General features: G+C 70.1%; 19 protein-coding genes. 4 read left to right on the top strand and 15 right to left on the bottom strand.

Translation table 11 applies throughout. From position 1 onward, the window contains the following. Positions 1–79: 79 nt before the first annotated feature. The 4 genes from FV234_RS07450 to rpsT all read right to left on the bottom strand — a co-directional run bounded on the left by FV234_RS07450 (position 80) and on the right by rpsT (position 4,395). Positions 80–418 carry a hypothetical protein gene (locus FV234_RS07450; protein ID WP_147828583.1) on the bottom strand — a complete coding sequence of 113 codons (339 nt, stop codon included), beginning with the start codon at positions 416–418 and terminating at the stop codon, positions 80–82. Between the two features lie 31 nt (positions 419–449). After that, complete coding sequence (dnaN, locus tag FV234_RS07445) at positions 450–1,568, bottom strand: DNA polymerase III subunit beta (protein ID WP_147828582.1); 1,119 nt, start codon at positions 1,566–1,568, stop codon at positions 450–452. Between the two features lie 186 nt (positions 1,569–1,754). Further along, positions 1,755–3,242, bottom strand: coding sequence for a chromosomal replication initiator protein DnaA (gene dnaA / locus FV234_RS07440; RefSeq protein ID WP_147750761.1), 1,488 nt, complete (start codon positions 3,240–3,242; stop codon positions 1,755–1,757). Positions 3,243–4,122: 880 nt separating this feature from the next. Beyond that, positions 4,123–4,395, bottom strand: a complete 273-nt coding sequence (rpsT, locus tag FV234_RS07435; RefSeq protein ID WP_147750762.1) for a 30S ribosomal protein S20 — start codon at positions 4,393–4,395, stop codon at positions 4,123–4,125. A gap of 307 nt (positions 4,396–4,702) precedes the next feature. Between rpsT and speB the strand changes: the two genes are divergently transcribed. After that, a complete protein-coding gene (gene speB, locus FV234_RS07430) occupies positions 4,703–5,671 on the top strand; it encodes an agmatinase (RefSeq protein WP_238272906.1) in 969 nt (322 codons plus the stop codon). On the opposite strand, the gene FV234_RS07425 is transcribed toward speB, so the two are convergent. The 5 genes from FV234_RS07425 to FV234_RS07405 form a co-directional block, all read right to left on the bottom strand. After that, a complete protein-coding gene (locus FV234_RS07425; RefSeq protein ID WP_147828580.1) occupies positions 5,650–6,690 on the bottom strand; it encodes an aldose epimerase family protein in 1,041 nt (346 codons plus the stop codon). The two genes, speB and FV234_RS07425, sit on opposite strands and share 22 nt — an antisense overlap. 270 nt (positions 6,691–6,960) lie before the next feature. Then, entirely contained in the window at positions 6,961–7,437 is a 477-nt protein-coding gene (locus tag FV234_RS07420) for a BLUF domain-containing protein (RefSeq protein ID WP_147828579.1), read from the bottom strand. A 158-nt stretch (positions 7,438–7,595) separates the two neighbouring features. After that, positions 7,596–8,006: a BLUF domain-containing protein gene (locus FV234_RS07415; RefSeq protein ID WP_147828578.1), complete on the bottom strand. Its 411-nt coding sequence runs from the start codon at positions 8,004–8,006 to the stop codon at positions 7,596–7,598. 103 nt (positions 8,007–8,109) lie between these two features. Beyond that, the gene (locus FV234_RS07410) at positions 8,110–9,087 is read right to left on the bottom strand and encodes a cobalamin B12-binding domain-containing protein (RefSeq protein ID WP_238272891.1); all 978 of its coding nucleotides are present in this window, start codon (positions 9,085–9,087) and stop codon (positions 8,110–8,112) included. Positions 9,088–9,300: 213 nt separating this feature from the next. Beyond that, a complete protein-coding gene (locus FV234_RS07405) occupies positions 9,301–11,073 on the bottom strand; it encodes an ABC transporter transmembrane domain-containing protein (protein ID WP_147828577.1) in 1,773 nt (590 codons plus the stop codon). 302 nt (positions 11,074–11,375) lie between these two features. Here FV234_RS07405 and FV234_RS07400 point away from each other — a divergent pair, with 302 nt between their 5' ends. Continuing rightward, positions 11,376–12,281: a metal ABC transporter substrate-binding protein gene (locus tag FV234_RS07400; protein WP_238272907.1), complete on the top strand. Its 906-nt coding sequence runs from the start codon at positions 11,376–11,378 to the stop codon at positions 12,279–12,281. Positions 12,282–12,284: 3 nt separating this feature from the next. Here FV234_RS07400 and FV234_RS07395 read toward each other — a convergent pair whose 3' ends face one another. Together FV234_RS07395 and FV234_RS07390 are read right to left on the bottom strand one after the other, a co-directional pair. Further along, on the bottom strand, positions 12,285–12,512 hold the full coding sequence (locus FV234_RS07395) for a hypothetical protein (protein WP_147750769.1): 228 nt from the start codon (positions 12,510–12,512) through the stop codon (positions 12,285–12,287). A gap of 289 nt (positions 12,513–12,801) precedes the next feature. Further along, positions 12,802–13,128 (bottom strand): amino acid transporter protein, encoded by a 327-nt coding sequence (locus FV234_RS07390; RefSeq protein ID WP_238272892.1) that lies wholly within the window; start codon positions 13,126–13,128, stop codon positions 12,802–12,804. A gap of 105 nt (positions 13,129–13,233) precedes the next feature. Between FV234_RS07390 and FV234_RS07385 the strand changes: the two genes are divergently transcribed. Together FV234_RS07385 and purH are read left to right on the top strand one after the other, a co-directional pair. Then, complete coding sequence (locus tag FV234_RS07385) at positions 13,234–14,979, top strand: heparinase II/III family protein (protein ID WP_147765108.1); 1,746 nt, start codon at positions 13,234–13,236, stop codon at positions 14,977–14,979. A 73-nt stretch (positions 14,980–15,052) separates the two neighbouring features. Then, the gene (purH, locus tag FV234_RS07380) at positions 15,053–16,651 is read left to right on the top strand and encodes a bifunctional phosphoribosylaminoimidazolecarboxamide formyltransferase/IMP cyclohydrolase (protein WP_147828575.1); all 1,599 of its coding nucleotides are present in this window, start codon (positions 15,053–15,055) and stop codon (positions 16,649–16,651) included. Between the two features lie 169 nt (positions 16,652–16,820). On the opposite strand, the gene FV234_RS07375 is transcribed toward purH, so the two are convergent. From FV234_RS07375 to acs, 4 genes are all read right to left on the bottom strand, one after another. Further along, complete coding sequence (locus tag FV234_RS07375; protein ID WP_147828574.1) at positions 16,821–18,527, bottom strand: MFS transporter; 1,707 nt, start codon at positions 18,525–18,527, stop codon at positions 16,821–16,823. Between the two features lie 290 nt (positions 18,528–18,817). Continuing rightward, positions 18,818–20,512 (bottom strand): cation acetate symporter, encoded by a 1,695-nt coding sequence (locus FV234_RS07370; protein ID WP_147828573.1) that lies wholly within the window; start codon positions 20,510–20,512, stop codon positions 18,818–18,820. After that, positions 20,509–20,883 (bottom strand): DUF485 domain-containing protein, encoded by a 375-nt coding sequence (locus tag FV234_RS07365; protein ID WP_147828572.1) that lies wholly within the window; start codon positions 20,881–20,883, stop codon positions 20,509–20,511. Before FV234_RS07365 ends, FV234_RS07370 begins: the two co-directional genes overlap by 4 nt. Positions 20,884–21,027: 144 nt before the next feature. Beyond that, positions 21,028–22,977, bottom strand: a complete 1,950-nt coding sequence (acs, locus tag FV234_RS07360) for an acetate--CoA ligase (RefSeq protein WP_147828571.1) — start codon at positions 22,975–22,977, stop codon at positions 21,028–21,030. Positions 22,978–23,129 lie beyond the last annotated feature (152 nt).

Below are 23,129 nucleotides of genomic sequence, written 5' to 3'. Positions count from 1 at the left end.
CTGTTTCAGATTTTCGAGCGCCGGGACGTTGGGCAAGACCCTATAACGTGGCTCTCGCATCCTGACCAAAGCCCACTTCTCAGGGTAGAGCCGGACCGTCGATGGTCGGCACAAAGCGGAAAAGCAGGCCCAGATAGAAGCCATAGGCAATCAGGAACCCGACGGCGTGAATGGCCGTGTTGCGGCGTGCCAAGCGAGCATTTCGGCGATGAACCCAAAGATCGATCGCCATCAGGAGGGCCGCCAGCACCGGCACGAAGGCGAGAGCCAGCGGCCGAGGCGCACTCCAGTTCACCTCGCCCGACAGGCTCCATTGCATCGGTAGCCGATCGAGCGCGGAGAACCGTCCATTCGCCCATAACGAAAGCGCAGAGAGAACAGCGACGGCGGCAATCGCGATGAGACGGGCCGCCGTCATGTCCGCATCTCGGGGTCCGCGCGGCGCCGGCTCACACCCGCATCGGCATCAGCACGTAGAGCGCGGAGGCGCCCTCGCGGTCCTGGATCAGGGTCGGCGAGCCCGGGTCGGCGAGCTTGAACAGGGCGGTGTCGCCTTCGAGCTGGCCGGTGATGTCGAGGAGGTAGCGGGCGTTGAAGCCGATATCGAGGCCGGCGGCCTCGTAGTCGACGTCGAGCTCCTCCGTGGCGCTGCCCGAATCCGGGTTGTTGACCGAGAGCGAGAGGCGCCCTTCCTGCAGGCCGAGCTTCACCGCGCGGCCGCGCTCCGACGAGATCGTCGAAACCCGGTCGACGGCGCGCGCGAAGGCGTCGCGCTCCACCGTGAGGCGCTTGTCGTTGCCGGCCGGGATTACGCGCTGGTAGTCGGGGAAGGTGCCGTCGATCAGCTTCGAGATCAGCGTCACGCCCGAAGCGAAGCGCAGGCGGATCTTGGCCGGCGACAGGTCGATCGCGACGCTGTCGCCGCCGTCGTCGACGAGCTTCTGGATCTCGGCGACCGCCTTCCGGGGCACGATGATGCCCGGCATGCCGGCGCTGCCCTCCGGCGCGTCGATCTCGACGCGGGCGAGCCGGTGGCCGTCGGTGGCCACCGCGCGGAGCTTCAGCCCCTCGGACTCGATGGTGTGGAGGTAGATGCCGTTGAGGTAGTAGCGCGTCTCCTCGGTGGAGATCGCGAACTGGGTCTTCTCGATCAGCCGCTTGAGGTCGGAAGCCGCGATCTGGAAGCTGTGCGGCAGCTCGCCCGCGGCGAGGTCCGGGAAGTCGCCCTCGGGCAGCGCGCCGAGCGCGAAGCGCGAGCGGCCGGAGCGGATCGTCATCTGGCCGGATTCGCCGCCGGTCTCCAGCGAGACCTGCGCCCCCTCGGGCAGCTTGCGCACGATGTCGTAGATGACGTGCGCCGGCACGGTGGTGGCGCCGGGATCGCTGACGTCGGCCGGCACGGTCTCGGTCACCTCGATGTCGAGGTCGGTCGCCCGCAGCTGCAGGCCGCCGTCGGTGGCGCGCAGCAGCACGTTCGACAGGATCGGGATCGTGTTGCGCCGCTCCACGACGCGGTGCACGTGGCCGAGCGACCGTAGGAGGGCCGCACGCTCGACAGTGACTCTCATCGCAGTACTCTGAATGCTCGAAGGACCGTGCTCGAACGCCGCCGCGGCCGGCGGGTTCGGAGTTTGGCCGTTCAGCTTGGCGAAGGGCCGCCGCGAAGGCAAGGGCGCGATTCGTCCCCGCACAGGGTATGGGCGGGCGCGCGGCCCGCCCCCGTGCCGTCCTCCCCGCCGGGGGAGGAGGCGCGATCAATCCTGGAGCATGCGCTTCAGGAGCTCGACCTCGTCGCCGAGCACCGTGTCCTCGCCGATCAGCTTCTCGATCTTGCGCACGGCGTGGAGCACCGTGGTGTGGTCGCGGCCTCCGAAGCGGCGACCGATCTCGGGGAGCGAGCGCAGCGTCAGCACCTTCGACAGGTACATCGCGATCTGGCGGGGCTTCACCACGGCGGCGGTGCGGCGCTCGCTGAGGATGTCGGAGCGCGAGACGTTGTAGCGCGAGGCGACGAGCTTCTGGATGTCCTCGATCTTGATGCGCTTGGGCTCGCGGTTCTTCACGAGGTCGCGGATCGCGGTCTCGGCGGTCTCCATGGTCACGGCGGTGCCGGTGAGCGTAGCGTGCGCCAGGAGCCGGTTCACGGCGCCTTCGAGGTCGCGGCCGTTGGCGGTGATCGCGCGCGCCACGTAGGTCGCCACCGCCGGCGAGACCTCGAAGCTCGGATGCGCCACCCGCACCGCGGCGAGCCGGGCGGAGAGGATCGAGGCGCGCAACTGCTCGTCGAGCATCCCGATCTCGACCACCAGGCCGCCGGCGAGCCGCGAGCGCACGCGCTCGTCCAGGGCCTCGAGCTCCGTCGGCGGCCGGTCGGAGGCGACGACGACCTGGCGGCCGGCATCGATCAGCGCGTTGATGGTGTGGCCGAACTCGGCCTGGATCGACTTGCCCTGGATGAACTGCACGTCGTCGAGGATCAGCAGGTCGATGCCGCGCAGGCGCTCCTTGAAGGCCAGCGCGTTCTGCGTCTTCAGGGCGTTGACGAAGCCGTACATGAAGCGGTCGGCGGTGAGGTAGATCACCCGGCGGCCGGCCTCGCGGGCGGCGTGGCCGATGCCGTGCAGCAGGTGGGTCTTCCCGAGGCCGACGCCGGCATGGAAGTACAGCGGGTTGTAGAGCGCGCCCTCGCCGTCGTGGCGGGCGACGCGGTCGGCGGCGGCATGCGCCAGGGAATTCGAGCGGCCGAGCAGGAAGTTCGCGAAGGTCAGGCGGGCGTCGAGCGGCGCGCCGTTCAGCTCGCCGGCGATCTCGGCGCGCATGTCGGGGGCCGGCGTCGTCGGCATCGGCGCGGGCATGCCGGCGGCGTGGAGGCGGGCCAGCGGACCGCTGGTCGGGCCGGGCTTCGGGGCGCCCGGCGCCACCGGGCGGACCGGGGCGGTGGTGCCGCGCACGCCGACCTCGATGCGGCCGACCTCCTCGACCTCGGCCTTGAAGGTGTTCAGCACCCGATCGAGGTAGTGCGATTCGATCCAGCTCTTGAGGAACCGGGTCGGCACGGTGAGGCGGGCGGTGCCGCCCACGACGCAATCCAGCTCCAGGCGCGCGAACCAGCTCGCGAACACGTCCTCGCCGAGCTCGGCCCGCAGGCGGCGCTTCACGCGACCCCAGGCCGCCGCAGCCTCCGCGACCCCGTTTGCTCCGCCGCTTCCGCCGCCGCCCGACACGCTCTCGTCGACATGCATCACTGACACTCTCCTCGCACCGAGGACGGGAGACCCGCCGACGGGGCGTACGCACGCACACTGGAACACCCCGTGAACACGGGCGGGGCGCAAAAATCGGCGGGAGTCAACCCGTCCGACGACGCTGCTGGTCGATTGGGAGAGCCTATCAACAATTACCTACGGTAGTTTTAACAGTGGGACTTGCGGGGAAAGCCTTGATCGGCGCTGCAGCGAGTCGAGCGGAGTCGAGCCGAAGACGGATACCGCTTTGATTCGCCGAACGATTCGGGGTGATGTGGGAGATGCTGTGCCTTTGCTCAGGCGCGGTGAGGTTTTGTTAAGCTACACCTGCCCCGAAGACTCCGCAACGAAATCGATTTTTGGAAATGGGTTAACGCTTCGTCACCGGGCGGGCGCGGACATGGCGCGAACATCGGCGGGGCGTTCGGGGGGGTTTGGCGGGCAATCGCGGGCGCCGATCAGACACCGTCGCCGGACATGTCGGCGCCGTCTCCGCCTCTTCCCGCTTCTACGGGCGGGACCATCGCAGAAGGCGATTTGCTCTTCGGAAACCCGTTGGCAGCACCTCCGTCGTCCCGGGGCCGCGCAGCGGAGCCCCGGAATGACCGCGCGGTGCCGTCTGCAATGGATCTGAGCCAGGGGCGTGGGCTGGGACGAGCTGCGCGCCTGAGCCTAAGGGGTCACGCACCTCATCCTGTCCTTCTCCCCATGGGAGGAGGAACCCGCGCCGGATCGGCGAGCCCGGTGGCCGAGGGACAAGGGAACGGACGACTCGAACGAGAACCACATCACGGGTGCGACGCGAACACGAAAAAGCCCGGCGCTAAGGCCGGGCTTTTTCGTAACGGGTTCGATGGTTCGTCGGCGGCGGTCGCGCTTAGGCGGCGACGGCCAGGGCCTTCACGCGGGCGGCGAGGCGCGAGACCTTGCGCGAGGCGTTGTTCTTGTGAACGATGCCGCTCTGGGCGGCCCGCATGATCTCCGGCTCGGCGGCGCGAAGCGCGGTGAGGGCGTCGGACTGCACGCCCGAAGCGATCGCCTCCTCGACCTTGCGGACGAAGGTACGCATCCGGGAGCGGCGCGAGCGGTTGATCGCCGTGCGCTTGGCGATCTTGCGGGTCATTTTCTTGGCCGACACGGTGTTGGCCATGGGCATCCTCGTATCAAAGGGCGGGGACCTTCGAGCTCGGGGAGCCTCGGATCGGTCTGCGCTGGGTGTGGCGAATGGCGAAGCCGACGACGCGCGCAACCGCACGGGCCCTCGGCAGAGCCGGCTCTATAGCCACGGGACGCCGCGTCGTCAACGCACCTTGATGCACCGGCTTAACCGCGCCGGCTTGATCCCGCCCTGCCGGCCCCGGATGATCGCGGATCGATCCAGGAAGGGGACCGGCGTGGCGCACAGGGTGAACGAGACCGACGCGGCCCGTATCGCAAGGTTCCGTCCGGCGTCCGGCATGGAGACGCCGCGCTTTGCCGGCGTGGCGAGCTTCATGCGGCTGCCCTGCCGCGATCCGGGCGCGGCCGAGGGCGTCGAGATCGGCCTCGTCGGCATCCCGTTCGACGGGGCGACCACGAACCGGCCGGGCGCGCGCCTCGGACCGCGGGGCGTGCGCGAAGCCTCGACCGGCACGCGGGCGATCAACCATGCCAGCGGGATCGCGCCCTATGCTCTGGCGGCCTGCGCCGACCTCGGCGACGTGCCGGTGAACCCGGTCGATGCCGCCGAGACCTGCCGGCGGATCGAGGCGTTCATGCTCGGGCTCGCCGGCGCCGGCATCGTGCCGCTCTCCGTCGGCGGCGACCACCTCGTCACCTATCCGATCCTCCGGGCGCTGGGGCGCGGGCGCCCGCTCGGGCTCGTGCACATCGACGCCCACAGCGACACCGACGACCACCAGTACGGCGGCACCCGGCTCACCCACGGCACCCCGTTCCGCCGGGCGGTGGAGGACGGCGTGCTCGATCCGCGGCGCTGCGTGCAGGTCGGCATCCGCGGCAGCATGGACGCGGCGGACGAGCGCGACTGGGCCTGCGCCCAGGGCATTCGCGTCGTCACGATGGAGGAGGCGGCCGCCCGCGGAATGCCGGAGGTGGCGGCCGAGGCCCGCGCCGTCGTGGGCGCCGGCCCGACCTATCTCAGCTTCGACATCGACAGCCTCGACCCGGCCTACGCGCCGGGCACCGGCACGCCGGAGATCGGCGGCCTGACCACCCGCGAGGCCCTGGCCCTGCTGCGCAGCCTGCGCGGGCTCGACCTCGTCGGCGCCGACCTCGTGGAGGTGGCCCCGCCGCTGGACCCGTCCGGCCTCACCGCGCTCACCGGCGGCCAGCTCGCCTTCGAGATCCTGTGCCTGCTCGCCGATTCGGTGGCCGCGCGCCGGGCGGCGCGACGGGAATCCGATCAGACGACCGAGAACCGGTAGGTCGTCGTCGAGGCGAAGAGCTCACCCGGACGCAGCACGGCGGACGGGAAGCCGGGGTGGTTCGGCGCGTCGGGGAAGGCTTGCGTCTCGAAGCAGACCGCGTCGCCCGAGCGGTAGGCCCGCCCGCCCGGGCCGACCAGCGTCCCGTCGAGGTTGTTGCCGGTGTAGAGTTGCAGGCCCGGCAGCGTCGTCGCCACGTCGAGGCGGCGCCCGCTCGCCGGCTCGATGCAGCTCGCCGCCGGCCGCAGGCGCCCGTCCGCGCCGGCCAGGACGAAGCAATGGTCGTAGCCCTTGGCGATCACGAGCTGCTTGTCGCCCTCGCGGATGCGCCGGCCGAGCGGCATGCCGGCGCGAAAGTCGAACGCCGTGCCGGCCACCGGCCGCAACGCACCGGTCGGGACCTGCGTCGCGTCGGTCTCCAACACCGCGTCGGCCGCGATCGTGACGACGTGGCCCATCACGTCGCCGGCGCCTTCGCCCGCCAGGTTGAAGTAGCCGTGGTGGGTCAGGTTCAGCACGGTCGGGCGGTCGGTCCGCGCGCGGTAGTCGATCCGCAACGTCCCGTCCTCGGGCAGGCTGTAGGTCACGGTCACGTCGAGGTTGCCCGGAAAGCCCTCCTCGCCGTCGGGCGATCGGCGCGCCAGCGTCAGGTGGCCGTCGTCGGCCGACGCCACCTGCCACATCCGCCGGTCGAACCCGCGCGGGCCGCCATGCATCGCGTTCGGCGGCTCGTTGGTCGGCAGCGCGTAGGCGTGGCCGTCGATGGCGAAGCGCCCGTTCGCGATGCGGTTGGCGAAGCGTCCGATCAGGCCGCCGAAATGCGGGCTCTTCGTCTCGTAGGCCGCCACCGAGTCGAGCCCGAGCACGACGTTGGCCGCATGGCCCGCCCGGTCGGGCGTCTCGATCGCGGTGACGACGCCGCCGTAATCGAGCACCTGAACCCGAAGCGCGCCGCGCGCGAGGGTGAAGCGCGTCACCGTCTCGCCGTCCGCCGTCGTTCCGAAGGTCTCGCCCGCCATCCCTGGTCCCGACCGTGATCCGCCGCGCCGACCGTCGGCGACACCCTCGAAGACCGAACACCGGACCACGATCCGCCCGAACCGTCGCGGCCTGACCGCCGCGACCGCGGGGCGGCGGCGATGCGCCGGACCTCATGGGTTCCGACCCATGAGACCCGGTGCAAGCGGACGCATTCCGACCCGTCGTGCCATCCGGCCGCCTCCGAGGTCGACCGGACGTGGCCGGATCCGTCGCCCTCCAGGCCTGCCGGGAAGCGGACGTGGCCCCGATCAACCTCGACCGATGGGCTCGAGCGAACCCGAACCGAGTTGTTCGAGGATCCGCGTCAGCGCCACGCGGTTGTTCTTGTCTTCCGCGCTTTCGAGGGCGTCCTGCAGCACGAGCCGGATGTCGTCGGCCTCGACCCGCTCCATGTCCCAATCCGGATAGAGGCGCTCTCGTTCCTCCTCGCTCTGGCTCAGCGAAACGATATCGTAGTGGCGCTCGTCTCGATGCAGGGTCGCGATCAATTTCCGTATCTCGGCGGCCGGCCCCTCGATCCACTGGAAGAAAACGCCGCTGCCGAAGACCAGCACGCCGGTAATGCCGTGGGCAAGATTGTTGCGCTTGGCCGCTTCGACGATACGGGTGACTTCGGCGTCGTCGACGTGTTCCGCGGCACGACTGCAATAGACGAAATGGTACAGAGGGACCAACGTCGCGTCGTCCGGCTCGGCGCCGCGCGGAATGCCGTACTCATCGAACATGGGTGAGATCGCTTCGTTGGCGGCAGGGAGACCGAGGCGTGGATGGGACGCTGGCGGCGCCCGCATCCACCGGACAGCATCGGTTCGATCAGGCTGTCGGCCATCCATCTTTCGAAGAACGCCGAGTCGTTCCCGATGCGCGTCGGTCCCGATGCGCGTTACGCGTCGTCGTATGCGGGTTCGGCGGCGAGCCGCTCGAATATTCTGAGCGCCTGCAGCGGAGTCGCCTGATCGATCGCTCCGTTGGCAACTTCGGCTTGCGACCACATCCAGGAGCGGGCCGGATCGTCGCGCATCGCCCAGCCGGGGAATAAACGGTCCGTCACCGGGTGATAGGACAACCGCCGGATCTCCAGATGCCGCTCGTCCCTCAAGATCCGGGCATAGGTGGCATCCAGCACCTCGGCCGAGCCCTCCAGCAACTGCATGTAGACATCCGCCCTGCAAATGAGGGCGCCGGTGATCCCATCGCGCGCGTTGCAACGCCGCGATTGCGATAGGATGCCGTTGAGCATCGCTTGGTCGAACCCGAAAGGCCGTGAGGCATAGATGAGCTGAACGACAGACATTGCTGCTGGATCCTGTCAGGACGTCGGATTGGCAGAGCGATCTACATGCGGTCGTTCGAAAGCTCCGAGGATCCGTGAAAGCCGAGGACGTCGCCCGTCGGCGTCATGGCCTGGGCGAGCGTTCGGCGCCTGCGGACGACAGCAGCCTCTGTGCAAGCAGCACCGCGGTGGGGGCGTCGACCGCCGAGGCGTCGGCGCCGACCCGGGCGACATGTTCGGGCTGCTCAAGGAAGACGGGTCCCCCGACCATGACGCTGATCGAAGGATTGAGCGACGCCCGTCGTACCGCCTGGATCGATGCGGCGAGCTGATCCAGGCGGCTCTCGCAGCTTAGCGTCAGACCTACCACGCCGAACGATTCCGAACCGACGAGATCGGCGATCTCCTCGGGCGTAGAGGCGAGGCCGCTCGCCACGTGCCAGCCGGCCTTCCGCAGGAACTGCTCGACGATCGCCAAGCCGAAGGTGTGGAGCTCGCCGGGTGCTCCCATGAGCAGGATACGGCGCCCGCTGTCGTAGGGCGCCAGGCCTCCGTCCGAGCGGAACGTGGCCAGCAGGAACTGGAGTTGGGCGAGGCCGGCCGTGACCTCGATGAAGTCGCACAGGTCGTCGTCCCACATGCGTCCCAGCAGAGCCGCCGAAGGTGCGAGCAGGTCGAGGAACAGGTCGTCGACGCAGTAACCCTTGGCCGTCAGGGCCGTGAACGCGCTCAGGAGGGCCGCGACGTCGTGCCCGAGGATCAGATCCGTGAAGCCCGCGACCGTTTCCGTATCTAGCTTCGGCAGCACGTCCGACCGGACCTGCCGCTCGCCGCGATCGAGCAGCATCAGCCGGGGGATGATGTCCGTCTGGACGATGCGGCCGAGCGCGAGGGTTCGCTGCCGGGCCTGGTCGACGGATCTTCGCCGCGCATAATCCTCGCGGACATACGCGGCTTCCGCGATCCCCTCCGTGATCAGACCGGCCCACTCACGGTGGGGTGATCCCTGATCCAGCATTGCCTCAACCCCATGGTCCGGGGTTGGCGTCCCCGTTTGTCGTCGACCGTCGTCCGGCGAGTACGGGGTGCAACAGAGACGCAAATGCGCACGTTGTAAAGACGGCGACGGTCCCGGCGCTTGCCGCCGATGGCGGTGGTTTCGGCGGGCTGAAAAGCCTCCGCTCGCCGAGGCGGAGGTCCTCGAACGTTCCCCTGCCGCCGGCCGTGGCCCGAAGCGGACCGACCGCTCCCGACCCGGCTCGGAGGCGTCTCGCGGGTGCCCGCCGTCGGATCTTCACGGCCGGGGCGGGTCGGCTCACGGCACGGTCGCCGGCTCCGCGGGATCGTCGGACAGCTGCATCCGGTGCAGGCGGGCGTAGGCGCCGCCTTGCGCGATCAGCGCCTCGTGCCGCCCGGTCTCGACGACGCGGCCGGCCTCCATCACCACGATCAGGTCGGCCTCGCGCACGGTCGAGAGCCGGTGGGCGATCACCAGCGTGGTGCGGCCCTTCATCAGCCGGGTCAGGGCGTCCTGCACCAGGCGCTCGGATTCGGAATCCAGCGCCGAGGTCGCCTCGTCGAGGAGCAGGATCGGCGCGTCCTTGAGGAAGGCGCGGGCGAGCGAGATGCGCTGGCGCTCGCCGCCCGAGAGCCGGCCGCCGGCCGGGCCGACGCGGAAGTCGTAGCCCTCGGGCAGGCGCGAGACGAAGCCGTGGGCGGCGGCGGCCTCGGCGGCGGCCATGATCTCGGGCATCGTCGCGCCGGGCCGGCCGAAGCCGATGTTGGCCGCGATGGTGTCGTCGAACAGCACCACCTCCTGCGAGACCACCGCGACGGCGGCGCGCAGCGACGAAAGCGTCACCCCGCGCACGTCCTGCCCGTCGATGGCGACGGTGCCACCGGTGGCGTCGTAGAGCCGCGGCACGAGGTTCAGGAGCGAGGACTTGCCCGAGCCCGAGCGGCCGACCAGCGCCGTGGTCGAGCCCGCCGGCACGACGAGGTCGATGCCCTCCAGCGCCGGCGCGTCCGCCCGATAGCGGAAATGCAGGTTCCGGTAGGCGATCTCGCCGGGGCCGGGCTTCAGCGCCTTGGCGCCCGACGCCTCGCGGATCGTCGGGGCCTCGTCCATCAGGGCGAAGTAGCGGGTGAGGGCGGCAGCCGCCTCCTGCAGGATCGCGTTGAGGGTGCCGAGCGCGCGGGCCGGCTGGGCGGCGAGCAGCAGGGCGGCGACGTAGCCGGTGAAGTCGCCGACCGTGCGCTCGCCCGCCATCACCCGCTGGCCGACCAGCATCAGCACCGCCGCCACGGCGAAGCCGCCGCCGACCTCGAGCAGCGGGTCGAGGCGGCCGCGGGCGTTGGCGGCCTTCATCTTGAGGCGGCGGACCGAATCGAGCGCGTCCGCCGCGCGGCCCTTGAGGTAGCCCTCCATCGCGTAGGTCTTTGCGATCCGCACGCCCTGCAGGCTCTCGGAGATCAGGCTCGCGGTGGCGCCCATCTGCTCCTGGGTGGTGGTGGAGACGCGCCTGAGCTTCTTGCCGATCTTCCCGATCGGCCCGGCGACGAACGGCACGGTGACGGCGGCAACCCCCGTCAGCACCGGGTCCATCCAGATCAGCGCGGCGACGAGGCCGACGAGCATCGCGACGTCGCGCAGCAGCACCGTCGAGATGCGGGTCAGCGCCTCCTTGATGAAGGCGAAGTCGGTGGTGAAGCGCTGGGTGAAGGCGGCCGGGCTCTCGCGGCCGAGCTGCGCCAGGTCGGCGTCGATCAGGTGGCCGTAGAGCGCCGCCTGCATGTCCGCCTCGACCCGCGTGACGACGCGGTTGGTCAGCACCGTCTGCCCGAACAGCGCAAAACCCCGCACCGAGGTGACGACGATGACGATCAGCGGGCCGTAGGCGAGAGCGCCGGAATCCTTCCGGTCGAACGCGTCGAACGCACCCTTGATCAGCGCCGGGTACAGGCCGGTGGACGCGCCGACGAGCGCGATCAGCACCAGCACGACGGCCAGCGTGCCCCGGTGCGGCGACAGCCATTCGCGCCAGAGCCGGCGGAGCAGGGGGATCGTGTCGCCCTTCAGGCGCGCCATCGCGGGTTCCGCAATCGTCCCGGCGAAGGGCGCCGGCCCACCGTCGCCCGAGGCGGCGGTGGCGCGGGTGTGCCGCCCTCGGCCCCGCGGATCAAGCGCCGCCTGGCCTCGGCGGGCGTCGCGGGGGCCGGCTCGTCGGTCGTGCCGCCTCCGTTAGGGCCTGACGGCGCCCGTGTTTCGGTGGTCCGCCCCGCCCGGCGGCTTGGCGATGTAACAGTATGACACTATCAGCAGGCACGACCGGCTTGAGGAGCGTGACCACGATGAGGACCTGGATTGCAGCCTGGCGAAGCTTCGCGCGTATGTCGGCCTTGGCGCTGAGCTTGGCCGGCGGCGCGCTCCCGGCCTCCGCGGCGGAGCGCCTGCGGGCGGTGGCGACCTTTTCGATCCTCGGCGACCTCGTGCGGCAGGTCGGCGGCGACGCGGTCGCGGTGACGACGCTGGTCGGACCCGATGCCGACGCCCACGGCTACAGCCCGGCGCCGGGCGATTCGCGGACGCTGGCCGCCGCCGGCATCGTCTTCGTCAACGGCCTCGGCTTCGAAGGCTGGATCGACCGGCTGATCCGCGCCTCGGGCTCGAAGGCCCCCGTGGTCGTCGCCTCGGCCGGCGTCGCCACGATCCCCGGCCGCCACGACCATCGCCACGGCGAGGGCGGCCGCGACGCGGCGGGTGCGGACGCCGACCCGCATGCCTGGCAGAGCGTTCCCAACGCGAAGGTCTACGTCGCCAACATCCGCGACGGGCTGGCGAAGGCCGATCCCGGCCACGCCGCCGACTACGCCCGCAACGCCGAGGCCTACCTCGCCAGGCTCGACGCGCTCGACGCCGAGATCCGCGCCGCGCTCGCCCGGATTCCCGCCGACCACCGCAAGGTCATCACCACGCACGACGCCTTCGGCTACTTCAGCGCCGCCTACGGCCTGACCTTCCTGGCGCCGCAAGGGGTCTCCACCGACAGCGAGGCGAGCCCGCAGGACGTCGCCCGGATCATCCGCCAGGTCCGGCAGGACAAGGTCCCGGCGGTGTTCATCGAGACCATCGCCGACCCGCGCCTGATGCAGCAGGTCGCCCGCGAAAGCGGCGCGCGGATCGGCGACAAGGTCTATTCCGACGCGCTCTCCGGGCCGGGCGGCCCCGCCTCGACCTATCTCGACATGATGCGGAGCAACCTGCGCGCGTTCAGCGCCGCGCTTTCGCCTTCGTAACCCTCAGAGCAGGCCGAGCTGCCCGCCGCCATCGCCGGCGCTGCGGCGCTTGGGCCCGTTCCCGACCAACACGCCGGCGCCCGACACCATCGCCTTGAACGCGGCGACGTCGGCATAGGCCTGGACCTGGGTCCGGAAGCGCACGGGCGAGCACACGACGGGCCCGTTGCGGTCGTCGACCAGCGTCCAGAGCCACAGGCCGGTCGCATCCTCGGTGATATCGAACTGCATCGACGCCGCCCCCCGGCAGGTGCTGGATGCCATCCTGGATACGCGAGAAAAAAGCTCGACGGGTAAACGGCTTAGGCCATTCAAGGCTTTGCCGGCAACGAACTGGCGAATCGGCCTGGTTGTCCCCGCTTTCCTCGGTTTTCACACGGAGAGCGGCCGGCGCCGGCGATGAGCAGCTTCGTCCTGCGGCCCGTCTAGTCGTGCGCGCGCCGCGTCAGCCAGAACGCCCAGAGGCCGAGCATGAGGCCACAGATCGGGAAGGCGAACATCAAGAGAACGTGCGGATCGCTCATCGGAGGGTCCTGAGAATCCTGCGTCCCAGCCAATTTAGGGCCGCACTCGTCGTCGCGCAAAGGAGGAGGTTGGCGCCCAGGAGCGCGGCTCCGAAGTCGATGCCGGCGAGTCGCCCCGAGAAGACGGGCGCGAGGCCGCCGACGGCCAGAATCGCGATGGCGACGCCGTTCACGTAGGTCGCGGTCAGCTTGGCGCTCTCGTTGGCGACGAGCTTGGCCCGATCGCCCGCATCTCGCGGAGCCTCGGATTCAGTGGCCATCAGGCGGCATGGCGGGCAACCCGGCAGGGAGAAACGGTCCGCCGACGCCGCGGCGCCGGTCATGTCGACCCATGACAGATCGTAAACCGATGGTTAAGACGCCCGCTCTAGCTTGATCGTGAGAGTGACCGGCGCCGATCTCCGCGCGCCGGCCTTCGGGGGACCGACGTGCGTTGGGGGGCTGATCGCTGGCGCTTGTATCGGCTGGTCGGGCGCGAGGTCGCGCGGACCGCGCGCGCCGCCTCGGCGCGTCTCTCCGCGCCGCCGGACATCCTCGCCCGCGTCCGCGTCACCGGCCTGGTCATCGCGCCGCACGACCTGCGCACCTCCGACGCCACCTTCGCCGACGACATCTATGCCGGGCTGTTCGTCTTCGCCGGGCGCTCGCTGGCGGTGAGCGGCGGCTCGCCGTTCGACTACACCCCGCCCTCGCCGGAATGGGCCGACGTGCTCTACGGCTTCGGCTGGCTCAGGCACCTGCGCGCCGCCGACACCGCGCTCGCCCGCTCCAACGCCCGCGCCTTCGTGGCCGACTTCATCGCCGGGCGCGGCGACGCCGCCCTGGCGCGCCAGACGCCGGTGGCCGCGCGCCGGCTGATCTCGTTCCTCAGCCAGTCGCCGCTGGTGCTGGAAGGGGCCGACCACGCCTTCTACCAGGCCTTCCTGAAGGCGCTGGCCCGGGGCGCGCAGCAGCTCGAGCGCGACCTGCGCCGCGGGGTGCCGCCGCAATGGCGGCTGAACGCGGCGGTCGCCTTGTGCTTCGCGGGCCTGTGCTGCGAAGGCATCCAGCCGATCCTGCGGCGGGCCACCCGCGTGCTCTCGCGCGAGCTCGACCGCCAGATCATGGCCGACGGCGGCCACCGCTCGCGCGACCCGCGCTTCGCGATGGAACTGCTCCTCGACCTGCTGCCCCTGCGCCAGAGCTATCTCAGCCGCAGCGTCGAGCCGCCGGCGGCTTTGCTCGGCGCCATCGACCGGATGCTGCCGCTGCTGCGCCTGCTCCGGCACGCCGACGCCTCGCTCAGCCACTTCAACGGCATGGGCGCGACGGCCGCCGACCACCTCGCGACGCTGCTGATCTACGACGGCGCCCTGGCGCAGCCGATGATGCACGCGCCGAACTCCGGCTACGAGCGCCTGGAAGGCGGCCGCATCGTCATCGTGGCCGATGTCGGCGCGCCGCCGCCGCTGCCGTACTCGCTCAACGCCGGGGCCGGCTGCCTCTCCTTCGAGATGTCGAGCGGGCCGCAGCGGATCGTGATCAATTGCGGCCTGCCCGCGAGCGGCCCGGAGCTGCGCCGGCTGGCCCGCACCACCGCCGCTCACTCGACCGCCTGCGTCGCCGACGCGTCGTCCTGCCGCTTCCTCGGGTCGGGCGGGTGGTGGGGCGAGCGCGTCGCCGCGCGCTGGCTCGAGCGGCGGGTCGGCCCCGTGGTCCTGCGCGGCCCCGCGGCGGTGAAGGCCGAGCGCAGCGACGAGGGCCCCGCCACCGTGCTGGCCGCCCGGCACGACGGCTACGCCCGCGACCACGGCATCGTCCACGAGCGGCGCTGGCAGCTCGACGGCGCGGAGGGCCGCCTGGACGGGCAGGACGCGTTCCTGCGCCCGGCGACGAAGGCGGGCCGCGTCCGGACGCAGGACGTGGCGATCCGATTCCACCTCCACCCGGCGATCGCCGTGCGGTCTTTGGAGGACGGGCTCGAATTGTCCTCGCCGCTGGGCGAGGTCTGGCGGTTCCACGCCACCGGCGCCGAGATCCGGCTGGAGGAGAGCGTCTACTTCGCCGGCCTCACCGGCGCGCGCCGCACCGACCAGATCGTGCTGCACCTGCCGGTCCACGACGACGTGCGCGTCGACTGGACGTTCGAGCGCCTCGCCTCCGCCCCGGGACGCGCGCCGACTGCCGCGGCCTGAGCGGACTTCTGGCCCGACTGCGGCCATTCGTGCTACCGCGCCGCCAACGGCCCTCGAAACGACAAGAACCACGATGTCGCATGATCAGGTGCGGGTTGCCCGCGCGCTCCTTTCCGTCTCCGACAAGGCGGGGCTCGTCGACTTCGCCCGCGCCCTGAGCGCACGCGGCGTCGCCCTCGTCTCCACCGGCGGCACCCACAAGGCGCTGACCGAGGCCGGGCTGCCGGTCACCGAGGTCTCCGAGCTCACCGGCTTCCCCGAGATGATGGACGGGCGGGTGAAGACGCTGCACCCGGCGGTGCATGGCGGGCTGCTCGCCATCCGCGACAACCCCGAGCATCAGGCGGCGCTCGCCGCCCACGGCATCGCCGCGATCGACCTGCTCGTGGTCGACCTCTACCCGTTCGAGGCGACGATCGCGGCCGGCCGCTCTTACGACGACTGCGTCGAGAACATCGACATCGGCGGCCCGGCGATGATCCGCGCGGCGGCCAAGAACCACGCCGACGTCGCCGTCGTCACCGACGTCGCCGACTACGCCCCGGTGCTGGACGCCTTGGCGCAGGGGAACGGGACGCTCACCCGCCCGTTCTGCCGCGCGCTCGCCCAGAAGGCCTACGCCCGCACCGCCGCCTACGACGCGGCGATCGCCAACTGGATGTCGGGGCACGTCGAGGCCGCGGGCACCGCGCCCTTCCGGAGCTTCGGCGGAGCGCTCGCGCAGGGGCTGCGCTACGGCGAGAACCCGCACCAGGCGGCCGCCTTCTACCGGGCGCCGGGGATCGCGCGGGCGGGGATCGCCACCGCGCGGCAGGTGCAGGGCAAGGAACTATCCTACAACAACCTCAACGACACCGACGCGGCCTACGAATGCGTCGCCGAGTTCGATCCGGCGCGCGCGGCGGCGGTGGCGATTATCAAGCACGCCAACCCCTGCGGCGTGGCCGAGGGCGAAAACCTCGTCGAGGCCTATGCCCGCGCGCTCGCCTGCGACCCGACCTCGGCCTTCGGCGGCATCGTCGCCCTGAACCGGCCCCTCGACGCGCAGGCCGCCGCCGAGATCGTCAAGATCTTCACCGAAGTCATCATCGCGCCTGAGGCCTCGGAGGAGGCGATCGCGATCGTGGCCGCCAAGAAGAACCTGCGCCTGCTGCTGGCCGGCGGCCTGCCGGACCCGCGGGCCGCGGGCGACACCGTGCGCACGCTCGCCGGCGGCCTGCTGGTGCAGGGCCGCGACGCCAGGGTGATCGACGACATGGCGCTGACCGTGGTGACGAAGCGCGCCCCGAGCGAGGCGGAGCTTTCCGACCTGCGCTTCGCCTACCGCGTCGCCAAGCACGTGAAGTCGAACGCCATCGTCTACGCCAAGGACGGCGCCACCGTCGGCATCGGCGCCGGGCAGATGTCGCGGGTCGATTCCTCGCGGATCGCCGCCTGGAAGGCCGCGGAGGGCGCCCAGCGCCTCGGCCGGGCGGAGAGCCTTGCGGTCGGGGCGGTGGTCGCCTCCGATGCGTTCTTCCCCTTCGCCGACGGCCTGATGGCGGCGGCCGAAGCCGGCGCCACGGCGGTGATCCAGCCCGGCGGCTCGATGCGCGACGACGACGTGATCCGCGCCGCCGACGAAGCCGGTCTGGCGATGGTGTTCACGGGGGTGCGCCACTTCCGGCACTGATCCGCCGTGCGGGCTTGCCTGAGCGACGCCCAAATCCGCCATCCTGGGGGATCGACCAAATTTGGCATGAGAAACGAGAAAGGCCCCGCCGGACAGGCGTGGCCTTTTTGCGTGACGCGACGACGATCATGCCCCGGCGCAGCGCCGGATCAGGACTGTTCGCCGAGGATCAGCGGGGTGGTGCGGGCGCGTCCGCGTCGGCGTAGAGGTCGCGATCCTTGGTCTCCGGCACCAGGAACACGCCGACGATCACGGTCGCGACCGCGATGACGATCGGGTACCAGAGGCCGTAATAGATGTCCCCGGTCTGGGCGACCATGGCGAAGGCGGTGGCCGGGAGCAGGCCGCCGAACCAGCCGTTGCCGATGTGGTAGGGCAGCGACATCGAGGTGTAGCGGATGCGGGTCGGGAACAGCTCCACCAGCATCGCCGCGATCGGCCCGTAGACCATCGTCACGAACAGGACGAGGACGAAGAGCAGCCCGATCACGCTCGCCACCTGCGGCCGGAAGACGTCGAACGCGCTCTTCATCTTGACGATGCCGGCGTCGTCCGCCTTCGGGTAGCCCGCGGCCTGGAGCGCCGCGGTGGCGGCCTTGCCGAAGTCCGCCGCCGGGCTTCCGGCCGGGAACGGCACGGCGGTGTCGTCGATCTTGACCACGGTCGGCTGGCCGGCGGGCCCGGCCTCGGTGGCGTACTTCACCGACGACTTCGCAAGGAAGTCGCGGGCGAGGTCGCAGGGCGCCGAGAACGTGCGGGTGCCGACCGGGTTGAACAGGTTGCCGCATTCCTTCGGGTCGGCCACCACCGTCACCTTCACCTGGTCGATCGCCCGCTCCAGGGCGGGGTTGGCCACCGCGGTCAGCCCATGGAACAGCGGGAAGAAGCTCGCCGCCGCGATGGCGCAGCCGGCCAGGATGATCGGCTTGCGGCCGATCCTGTCCGAGAGGCCGCCGAAGAACACGAAGAAGCCGGTGCCGAGCAGGAGCGACCAGGCGATCAGCAGGTTCGCGGTGTAGCCGTCGACCTTCAGGATCGATTGCAGGAAGAACAGCGCGTAGAACTGGCCGGTGTACCAAACGACACCCTGGCCGGCGACGAGGCCGAACAGGGCGATGAGCGCGATCTTCGCGTTCTTCCACCGGCCGAAAGCCTCCGTCAGCGGCGCCTTCGAGGTCGTGCCTTCGTCCTTCATCTTCTTGAAGGCAGGCGATTCGGCGAGTTGCAGGCGGATCCAGACCGAGACGCCGAGCAGCAGCACCGAGACCAGGAACGGGATGCGCCAGCCCCAGACCTTGAACGCCTCCTCGCCGGTGAACGAGCGTGTCGCCAGGATCACCAGCAGCGACAGGAACAGGCCCAGCGTCGCGGTGGTCTGGATCCAGCTGGTGTAGAAGCCGCGTCGTCCGTTCGGGGCGTGCTCGGCGACGTAGGTCGCCGCACCGCCGTACTCGCCGCCGAGCGCGAGGCCCTGCGCCAGGCGCAACACGATCAGGATGATCGGCGCCGCGATGCCGATCGTCTCGGCGTTGGGCAGGATGCCGACGACGAAGGTCGACAGGCCCATGATCAGGATGGTGACCAGGAAGGTGTACTTGCGCCCGACGAGGTCGCCGACGCGGCCGAACACCAGGGCGCCGAACGGGCGGACGATGAAGCCGGCGGCGAAGGCCAGCAACGCGAAGATGTCCCGCGTGGCCGGCGGGTAGGCGGAGAAGAACTGCGCCCCGATGATCGTCGCGAGCGCGCCGTAGAGGTAGAAGTCGTACCACTCGAACACCGTGCCGAGCGACGACGCGAAGATCACGCGCTTGTCGGCGGCTGTCATCGGGCGGGCGGCGTCTCCCGGCCGCGGGATCGTGGTTGCAGCGGCCATGGCGACGGTCCTCCCCATCCTGTCCGTCCCGGCACTCGTTTCGCGGAACCGGGCTCGACGACGACGTGCCGGCAACGCTCGGCCGTTCGCCGAGATTCGAACCCGCGAACGTTAGCGCAGGTGATGGTGCCACTGCATGGGCAGATGGTTTGGAAGGAAGATGAACATGTCGATGTGACGACTTTTCCCCCCCGGATCGCCCGACGTCCGCGCGCCGCCGCCGGTACGAAAAAGGGGCGCGGCGGATGCCACGCCCCTTTTTCGTCGGGTCCCGTGCGTGACGCCGCGCGTCAGTGCGCGTGGGCGCCATCCGCGCCGATGCCGGTCTCCGAGCGCACGAACTGCGCCTCGAAGGCGGCCCGCTCGCGCTCGGCCCGCCGCGACTTGTCCAGCTTCGAGACGATCCAGATCGTCGCGAAGGCCAGCGGCATCGAGAACAGCGCCGGGTTGTCGTAGGGGAAGATCGCCACCGGGTTGCCGAAGGTCGTCACCCAGACCGCCTTGGACAGCACCACCATGCCGACCGCCGCGATGAGGCCGACGAGGCCGCCGACGAGGGCGCCCCAGGTCGTGGTGCCCTTCCACAGGATCGACATGGTCAGCACCGGGAAGTTGCAGCTCGCCGCCACCGAGAAGGCGAGGCCGACCATGAAGGCGACGTTCTGGTTCTCGAAGACGTAGCCGAGGTAGATCGCCACGATGCCGATGCCGACGGCGGCGAGCTTGGAGAGCCGGACCTCGGCGGCCTCGTTGACGCGCCCGCGGGCGATCACCTGGGCATAGAGGTCGTGGCTGACCGCGGAGGCGCCGGCGAGCGTCAGGCCCGCCACCACCGCGAGGATGGTCGCGAAGGCCACGGCCGAGATGAAGCCGAGGAAGTACGGGCCGCCCACGGCGTTGGCGAGGTTCACCGCCACCATGTTGGTGCCGCCGACCATGTCCTTCAGCTTGTCGAAGGCGCCGGCCGGGCCGAGCTTGAAGTAGCTCGGATCGGACATCAGCAGGGCGATGCCGCCGAAGCCGATGATGAAGGTGAGGATGTAGAAGTACCCAATCAACCCGGTCGCATAAAACACCGACTTGCGGGCCGCCTGCGCGTCCGACACCGTGAAGAAGCGCATCAGGATGTGCGGCAGGCCGGCGGTGCCAAACATCAGGCCGACGCCGAGCGAGATCGCCTCGATCGGGTTCGACACGAGACCGCCCGGCGCCATGATCGCGTCACCCTTTGGATGGGTGGCGACGGCGGCGGCGAACAGGGTCTCGGGGTTGAAGCCGTACTTGTAGAGCACCGCGCCGGCCATGAAGGTCGCGCCGCCGAGCAGCAGGCAGGCCTTGATCACCTGCACCCAAGTGGTCGCCTTCATGCCGCCGAACGCCACGTAGACGATCATCAGCACGCCGACGATGATCACGGCGTAGAGGTAGGGCAGGCCGAACAAGAGCTGGATCAGCTTACCCGCGCCGACCATCTGGGCGATCAGGTAGAACGCCACCACAACCAGCGTACCGACGGCCGAGATGATGCGGATCGAGGTCTGGTCGAGGCGGAACGACGCCACGTCGGCGAAGGTGAACTTGCCGAGGTTGCGCAGCCGCTCGGCGATGAGGAACAGCACGATCGGCCAGCCGACGAGGAAGCCGGTGGAGTAGATCAGGCCGTCGAAGCCGGAGGTGTAGACCAGGCCCGAGATGCCGAGAAACGAGGCGGCGGACATGTAGTCGCCGGCGATGGCGAGCGAATTGGTGCCGGCCGAGATGCCGCCGCCGGCGGCGTAGAAGTCGGCCGCCGACTTGGTGCCCTTGGCGGCTTTGTAGGTGATGCCCAGGGTGAGCAGCACGAAGAACCCGAACATGCCGATCGCCGGCCAGTTCGTCGCCGCCTTCGTGACCGCGCCGATGTCGGGGCCGGCGGCGAGGGCGGCCGTGACGGCGAGGACCGCGAGCGCGCTGCCGAGGACGAGGGGATGCTTGAGACGGTTCATCGGCCGAGATCCCGCTTGAGGGCGGCGGTCAGGTCGTCGTAGCGGCCGTTGGCGCGCTGGACGTAGATGCCGGTGAGAATGAAGGCGAAGAGGATCACGAGGACCCCGAGGAGCAGCCCGAGCGAGGCGGTGCCGCTGCCGATCTTCACGGCGAGCAGGCTCTTGTCGAAGGCGATCAGGCCGATGAAGCCGAAGTAGACGGCGAGCATCAGGCCGGTGAGGATCCAGCCGAAGCGCGTGCGCTCCTCGACGAGCTGGCGGAAGATCGGGCTCCTGGCGACCTTGTCGTCGGCGGAGCCGAGCACGGTGCCGCCGAGCCGCGGCGCTGCTGGGACGGGACGGCCGCCGGGGCCGCTTGTTGACGTGGACATGTACGCTCCCTCCGATGAAGGGGACCCGCGATCGGGGCCGCCTTCCGGTCGATGTGACGATGGTTTTTCATGTTGGAGGCGGACACCCGTGGGACGTCCGCCTCGGCGAGCGGGTCGGGGCCCGCCCAGCGTCGAAGACCGGCCTCAGGGGGCGCGGTTCTGTCGATTCTCGATCAGGTCGTCGACCACCGCGGGCTCCGCGAGCGTCGAGGTGTCGCCGAGCGAGGAGAAGTCGTCCTCGGCGATCTTGCGCAGGATGCGGCGCATGATCTTGCCCGAGCGGGTCTTGGGCAGGCCCGGTGCGAACTGGATGAGGTCCGGCGAGGCGATCGGGCCTATGTCCTTGCGGACCCAGGTCACCAGCTCCTTGCGCAGCGCGTCGTCGCCCTCCTCGCCCTCGTTAAGGGTGACGTAGGCGTAGATGCCCTGGCCCTTGAGGTTGTGCGGGTAGCCGACGACCGCCGCCTCGGCGACCTTGGCGTGGGCGACCAGCGAGGACTCGACCTCCGCCGTGCCCATGCGGTGGCCCGAGACGTTGATCACGTCGTCGACCCGGCCGGTGATCCAGTAGTAGCCGTCCGCGTCGCGGCGGGCGCCGTCGCCGGTGAAGTACTTGCCCGGATAGGTTGAGAAGTAGGTCTGCTCGAAGCGCTCGTGGTCGCCGTAGACGGTGCGCATCTGGCCGGGCCAAGAATCGGTGATGCAGAGGTTGCCCTCGCACGGGCCGTCGAGGACCTTGCCCTCGGCATCCACCATCGCCGGCTGCACGCCGAAGAAGGGGCGCGTCGCCGAACCGGGCTTCAGCCTGGTCGCCCCGGGCAGCGGCGTGATCAGGATGCCGCCGGTCTCGGTCTGCCACCAGGTGTCGACGACGGCGCAACGCGAGTCGCCGACCACCCTGTAGTACCAGTCCCAGGCCTCGGGGTTGATCGGCTCGCCGACCGACCCGAGCACGCGCAGGCTGGCGCGCGAGGTCTTCTTCACCGGCCCCTCGCCGCCGCCCATCAGCGAGCGGATCGCGGTGGGCGCGGTGTAGAAGATGTTGACCTTGTGCTTGTCGACCACGTCCCAGAAGCGGGAGTTCGACGGATAGGTCGGGATGCCCTCGAACATCAGCGTCGTCGCACCGTTGGCGAGCGGCCCGTAGACGATGTAGCTGTGGCCGGTGACCCAGCCGACGTCGGCGGTGCACCAGTAGACCTCGCCCTCGCGGTAGTCGAAGACGTACTCGTGCGTCATCGCCGCGTAGACCAGGTAGCCGCCGGTGGTGTGCACCACGCCCTTGGGCTGTCCGGTCGAGCCCGAGGTGTAGAGGATGAAGAGCGGGTGCTCGGCCTCCACCGCCTCGGCCGGGCACTGGTCGGTCACCTGCTCGGCGGCCTCGTGGTAGTAGACGTCGCGGCCGGGCTCCATCGCCACGCTGCCGCCGGTGCGGCGCACGACCACGACGTGATCGACCACGTCCTTGCCGAGGCGAGCGATCGCCGCGTCGACGTTGGCCTTTAGCGGCACCTTGCGGCCGCCGCGCAGGCCCTCGTCGGCGGTGATGACGATCTTCGAGTCGCAGCCCTCGATGCGCGAGGCCAGCGAATCCGGCGAGAAGCCGCCGAAGACGATCGAATGCACGGCACCGAGGCGGGCGCAGGCCAGCATCGCGTAGGCGGCCTCGGGAATCATCGGCATGTAGATCGTGACGCGATCACCCTTCTCGACGCCGCGGTTGCGCAGCACGTTGGCCATCCGGCAGACCTGCGCGTGCAGCTCGCGGTAGGTGATGTGCTTGGACTCGTTCGGGTCGTCGCCTTCCCAGATGATCGCGGTCTGGTCTCCGCGGGTCTCGAGGTGCCGGTCGACGCAGTTGTAGGCGACGTTGGTCCTGCCGTCCTCGAACCACTTGATCGAGACCTTGCCCGGCTCGAAGCTGGTGTCCTTGACCTTCGAGAACGGCGTCACCCAATCGATGCGCTTGCCATGCTCGGCCCAGAAGGCATCCGGGTCCGAGACGGAGGCCGCGTACATCTCGAGATACTTGGCGTCGTCGGCATGGGCGCCCTCGCGCCACGAATCCCGCACCTCGACGATCTTCTCGTCCATCCCGCGTCTCCCTGATTGGTGCCCGATCGTATCGCGGTGGCCCGCGCAGCCGGGTCTTCCAAAGATTATCGTCGGCTTCGGCATGACGCCAACGCCTGCCACAGCCTCGAACCTTAAAAGGTCAGGGGCAACCCAATTCCTGCTAGGGGCGC

Source organism: Methylobacterium sp. WL8 (assembly GCF_008040045.1).
Taxonomy (GTDB): domain Bacteria; phylum Pseudomonadota; class Alphaproteobacteria; order Rhizobiales; family Beijerinckiaceae; genus Methylobacterium; species Methylobacterium cerastii.
The sequence above is the reverse complement of the archived record's forward strand: the minus strand, read 5'-3'. Positions and strand labels throughout refer to the sequence as shown.

Bases quoted from the DNA above. Each gene is read 5' to 3' on its own strand.
- FV234_RS07400 (WP_238272907.1), top strand. From the start codon at position 11,376: ATGTCGGCCTTGGCGCTGAGCTTGGCCGGCGGCGCGCTCCCGGCCTCC.
- speB (WP_238272906.1), top strand. From the start codon at position 4,703: ATGGAGACGCCGCGCTTTGCCGGCGTGGCGAGCTTCATGCGGCTGCCC.
- purH (WP_147828575.1), top strand. From the start codon at position 15,053: ATGTCGCATGATCAGGTGCGGGTTGCCCGCGCGCTCCTTTCCGTCTCC.
- FV234_RS07370 (WP_147828573.1), bottom strand. From the start codon at position 20,512: ATGAACCGTCTCAAGCATCCCCTCGTCCTCGGCAGCGCGCTCGCGGTC.
- rpsT (WP_147750762.1), bottom strand. From the start codon at position 4,395: ATGGCCAACACCGTGTCGGCCAAGAAAATGACCCGCAAGATCGCCAAG.
- FV234_RS07365 (WP_147828572.1), bottom strand. From the start codon at position 20,883: ATGTCCACGTCAACAAGCGGCCCCGGCGGCCGTCCCGTCCCAGCAGCG.
- FV234_RS07420 (WP_147828579.1), bottom strand. From the start codon at position 7,437: ATGTTCGATGAGTACGGCATTCCGCGCGGCGCCGAGCCGGACGACGCG.
- FV234_RS07375 (WP_147828574.1), bottom strand. From the start codon at position 18,527: ATGGCCGCTGCAACCACGATCCCGCGGCCGGGAGACGCCGCCCGCCCG.
- FV234_RS07405 (WP_147828577.1), bottom strand. From the start codon at position 11,073: ATGGCGCGCCTGAAGGGCGACACGATCCCCCTGCTCCGCCGGCTCTGG.
- FV234_RS07450 (WP_147828583.1), bottom strand. From the start codon at position 418: ATGACGGCGGCCCGTCTCATCGCGATTGCCGCCGTCGCTGTTCTCTCT.
- dnaA (WP_147750761.1), bottom strand. From the start codon at position 3,242: ATGCATGTCGACGAGAGCGTGTCGGGCGGCGGCGGAAGCGGCGGAGCA.
- FV234_RS07395 (WP_147750769.1), bottom strand. From the start codon at position 12,512: ATGCAGTTCGATATCACCGAGGATGCGACCGGCCTGTGGCTCTGGACG.
- FV234_RS07415 (WP_147828578.1), bottom strand. From the start codon at position 8,006: ATGTCTGTCGTTCAGCTCATCTATGCCTCACGGCCTTTCGGGTTCGAC.
- acs (WP_147828571.1), bottom strand. From the start codon at position 22,977: ATGGACGAGAAGATCGTCGAGGTGCGGGATTCGTGGCGCGAGGGCGCC.
- FV234_RS07390 (WP_238272892.1), bottom strand. From the start codon at position 13,128: ATGACCGGCGCCGCGGCGTCGGCGGACCGTTTCTCCCTGCCGGGTTGC.
- FV234_RS07425 (WP_147828580.1), bottom strand. From the start codon at position 6,690: ATGGCGGGCGAGACCTTCGGAACGACGGCGGACGGCGAGACGGTGACG.
- dnaN (WP_147828582.1), bottom strand. From the start codon at position 1,568: ATGAGAGTCACTGTCGAGCGTGCGGCCCTCCTACGGTCGCTCGGCCAC.